The sequence below is a fragment of the Aeromicrobium sp. PFPM2_SD2 genome (assembly GCF_057364525.1).
The window spans coordinates 1-1,692 of record NZ_JBNFNZ010000499.1 but is presented as its reverse complement, the minus strand read 5'-3'; the positions used below and the strand labels follow the sequence as shown (position 1 = coordinate 1,692).

At 73.0% G+C, this 1,692-nt stretch carries 1 protein-coding gene and 2 pseudogenes; 2 read left to right on the top strand and 1 reads right to left on the bottom strand.

The genetic code is table 11. From position 1 onward, the window contains the following. Together AC2W7G_RS15570 and AC2W7G_RS15565 are read left to right on the top strand one after the other, a co-directional pair. Positions 1–196: pseudogene (locus AC2W7G_RS15570) on the top strand (ABC transporter permease); the annotation flags it as partial. 23 nt (positions 197–219) lie between these two features. Then, positions 220–1,410, top strand: a complete 1,191-nt coding sequence (locus AC2W7G_RS15565; protein WP_485869237.1) for an ABC transporter substrate-binding protein — start codon at positions 220–222, stop codon at positions 1,408–1,410. 19 nt (positions 1,411–1,429) lie between these two features. On the opposite strand, the pseudogene AC2W7G_RS15560 reads toward AC2W7G_RS15565, so the two are convergent. Beyond that, positions 1,430–1,692, bottom strand: a pseudogene (locus tag AC2W7G_RS15560) (NAD(P)/FAD-dependent oxidoreductase); the annotation flags it as partial.

Here is a 1,692-nt window from a genome sequence, read left to right as displayed (position 1 = left end):
TCAACTGGCCTATACTGGGGCTGGATCCGGTAGACTCGACCTGCTGACCCTGCTCGCGCTCGGCCTCGGCGTCGGCCTCGAGGCGCCGCTGCTGGCGCTCGTGGCCCTCGCCGTCCCCTCCCTCCTCGCCGGCGCGTACGCCGGCGTGGAGTCCGCCGACCCGGCCGCCGTCGACGCCGCTCGCGCCTCGGCCTGAGCGAGTGGCAGGTCGTCCGCCAGGTGGAGCTGCCCCTGGGCGCCGGGGTCCTGGTCGGCGGCGTGCGGGCCGCGACGCTGCAGGTCGTCGCCACCGCGACCTTGGCCGCCTACACCGCCGACACCGGTCTGGGCCGTTACCTGTTCATCGGGCTCAAGACCCGCGACTACGCGCTCATGCTGGCCGGCTCGCTGCTCGTCGCCGCGCTGGCCCTGCTCCTCGACCGTCTGCTCGCCGTGGCCCAGCACCGCGCGAGCGCCTGGCCCACCGCACCACCGCCGACGCCGTCCGGGCGTCCGAACGAAGGAAGCGTCATGACCCTCCGACCCCGCGTCCTGGCGGCCTGCGCGGCCGCCCTGCTGACCCTGGCCGCGTGCTCCGACTCCGACCCGCTGGCCTCCGGCGGCGAGGACGGCGACGCCATCGTCATCGGCTCGCAGGACTACTACTCCAACGAGATCGTCGCCGAGATCTACGCCCAGGCCCTCGAGGCCGACGACCACGAGGTCGACCGTCAGTTCCGCATCGGGCAGCGCGAGGCGTACGTGCCCGAGATCGAGTCCGGCGAGCTCGACCTGTTCCCCGAGTACACCGGGCCGCTGCTGCAGTACTGGGAGCCCGACACCGAGGCCCGGCTCGACGACGACGTCTACACCGCCCTCTCCGAGGCCGTGCCCGACGGCCTGCGCGTGCTCGACGAGTCCCCGGCGACCGACCAGGACTCCTACGTCGTCACCCGCGAGTTCGCCGAGAAGTGGGGCCTGAGGACCATCGCCGACCTGGCGAAGGTCACCGAGCCGCTCACCCTGGGCGGCAACTCCGAGGGCGAGACCCGGCCCAACGGGCCGAAGGGGCTCAAGGCGGCCTACGGCGTCGACGCCGACTACGCGCCGATCGAGGACGGCGGCGGCCCGCTGACCGTCAAGGCGCTCAAGGACGGCGACATCCAGCTCGCCATCATCTACACCGCCGACCCCTCGATCGCGAAGAACGACCTGGTCAGCCTCGAGGACACCGAGGGCCTGTTCCTCGCCTCGCACCTGGTCCCGGTGGCCGGCGACGACGTCGACGACGACGCGGCGGCCGTCATCGACGAGGTCAGCGCCGCGATGTCGGCCGACGACCTGCGCGCCCTGAACCAGCGCAGCGTCGACGAGGAGCTGCCGGCGAAGACCATCGCGAAGGACTGGCTCGCCGAGAAGGACCTCGGCTGACGCGTCCGCGCCGGCTTGCCTAGGCCTCGAGGTCGGCCAGCGCGGACTCGATCGTGCGGTGGAACGTCGGGTAGGCGTAGATCATCGTGCGCAGCGTCGCCACGGGCACCGCGGCGTGCACGGCGAGGGTGACCATCGACAGGATCTCCCCGGCGGCCGGGCCGACCGCGGTGCCGCCGACCAGCACGCCACGGTCGGCGTCCTCGACGAGCTTGACCAGACCCACCGCTCCCGGGCCGTGGTGAAGCCGCGCGACGACGCGGCCGAGGTCGCCTGGCCGAC